At 72.6% G+C, this 2287-nt stretch carries 1 protein-coding gene; it reads right to left on the reverse strand.

From position 1 onward, the window contains the following. Nucleotides 1-156: 156 nt before the first annotated feature. Nucleotides 157-1980: a translation factor GTPase family protein gene (locus tag AB0F70_RS27420; protein ID WP_357456505.1), complete on the reverse strand. Its 1824-nt coding sequence runs from the start codon at nt 1978-1980 to the stop codon at nt 157-159. Between the last annotated feature and the right edge of the window lie 307 nt (nt 1981-2287).

A 2287-nucleotide genomic window follows, 5' to 3' on the forward strand; every position in this document is an offset into this window, starting at 1 on the left:
ACGTCGGACCTCGACCGGCCACCGCACACCCGACGACACCATCAGCAGACTCTCCCTCGATCAGCGCTATTGCACTGACCGTATGAATCCGCCACGTCATCCTGGCAGCAGGTGCATGGTCAACCGCGGTCGACCACCGGCTCGAACAGCCGGTGGTCAACCGCGGTCGACCACCGGCTCGAACCGGTCGTGCACCGTCTGGCACACCCCCTCACCGTGCGTCAGCCCAGGCAGGTCCCGCTGCAGCGCCGCTACGCTGCCCGCCGGGATCTCGCCCCGCACGACGGCGACCCCGACCCCGCCTCCGGAGCCGCCGACGCCCGACTCCATCGGCACGCCGCCCAGCCGTCCGACCAGGGACGTGACCGATCCGACGACGTCGTCAGGCATCTCGATGACGAACCGGTGGACCGGCTCGCACACCAGCGTCCCAGCCCGGCGGACGGCGGCGGCGAGCACGCGCGGCGTCAGCCCGCGGAAATCGGCCCCCGTGCTGGACATCGCCTTGTTGAACTTCTGGTGCATGTGGCTCTGCCGGGGTGCGTAGCCCGAGTGGGTCATGACGACCCGGGCGTCCGGGATCGGCCACCGCAGGGACCCGCGGGCCAGCTCCCGGCGCACGGTGTCCTCGACGGCGTCGAAGAAGGCCGGCGGCATGGAACCGCGTTCGCACTCCAGCTCGAACGTGACGCCCGACCCGGGCCTCACGGGCTCCACCCGCAGCCCGATCGTGGCCAGGAACTCGTTGCCGTCCTGCTTCTTCACCTCGACAGCGTGCCCGGTGCCGACTATCCGTTCCTGGCGCGCCGTGCGCACCTCCCCGAACCGCGCGTCCACCGCGTACTCCCGCTGCAGGACGGCGGCCAGCACCTCCCGCTGGACCTCGCCGTACAGCGAGACGGTGATCTCCTCGCCGCGCCGCCGGACGCGGATCAGCGGGTCCTGCTCGGCCAGCTCGGTGAGCGCGGCGTACAGCCGGCCGCGGTCGCCCGGGGCGACGCCGACCACCGTCTCGTACGACGGCGGCGGGAACTGGCTCGCCCGCTCGTCCCCGGGCAGAGCGCGCCCGACGACGTCGCCGACCCGCGCCGTCGAGAGCCCGTGCACGACGGCGATCTGGCCGGCTGCGGCCGTGTCCCGCGGGTCGAGCGACCCACGGTGAGCGACGCTCAGGCCCGTGACCCGCTCGGCCCGGCCGTGCCCCAGGTCGATCTTGTCCCGGACGCGCAGCGCGCCGGACCGCATCCGGACGAACGAACGCTTCCTCCTGCCCTCCCGGTCGATGGCGAAGACGACGCCCGAACGCGCGTCGGCGCTCTTGCCGGCGTCGACCGCGGGCAGGTAGCTCCCCAGGGCGGCGGTCAGCTCGGGCACGCCGGCGCCCGTCACCGCTGATCCGAACAGGACGGGGTGGGCGGTCCCCCGCCGCGACTCGCAGGCGAGCCAGGCGCGCAGGCCGTCGTCCGGGAGCGGCACCACCCGGGCGGACGGCGTTCCTGCCGCCACGACCCGCTGCACCGGCAGCACGTCGGGGCTGAGGCGGCGCGCGACGGCGTCGGCCACGACGTCCGGGCGGGCGCCGCGCCGGTCGATCTTGTTGACGAACACGATCACCGGCAGCCGCAGGCGCTGCAGGGCACGCATCAGCACGAGGGTCTGCGCCTGCACACCCTCGACGGCGGACAGCACGAGCACCGCGCCGTCGAGCACGGCGAGGCTGCGGTCCACCTCCGCGATGAAGTCCGGGTGGCCCGGCGTGTCCAACACGTTGACGGTGACGTCCCCGGCGGGGAACGACGCCACCGAGGCACGGATGGTGATGCCGCGCTCACGCTCCAGCGCGAGCGTGTCGGTGGTGGTGTCGCCGCGGTCCACGCTGCCGGGGCGGTCGATCACGCCCGCGTGGTGCAGCAGGCGTTCGGTCAGGCTGGTCTTACCGGCATCGACATGGGCGACGATCCCGAGGTTGAGGTACGACAAAAGCAGTCACGTCCGTGATTCGGTGGGTCAGGGCACGGGGCGTGACAGCTGTCATCGGAGTTCCTATCGCTCGGGAGGGCACCACGATGCTCCGGTAGGCACGAGCGGGGCAACGGTTTTTCTGGCGGCCGCAGCAGGCCGGGCGGGCATGGCGCGACGCCGTCGGCACGGCGTTGCTCGTGACTTCGGTCGGTTGCTCTGAGATCGGTCAATTGATTGACCGATCTCAGAGCAACGGGCCGCAGGCGGCCCCAGGGGCCGGGGAAACGGCCGGAGTGGGGCCCCGCGGGCGGGGAAGCGAGGGAAG

It is taken from the genome of Promicromonospora sp. NPDC023805 (assembly GCF_040639635.1).
Lineage (GTDB): Bacteria > Actinomycetota > Actinomycetes > Actinomycetales > Cellulomonadaceae > Promicromonospora.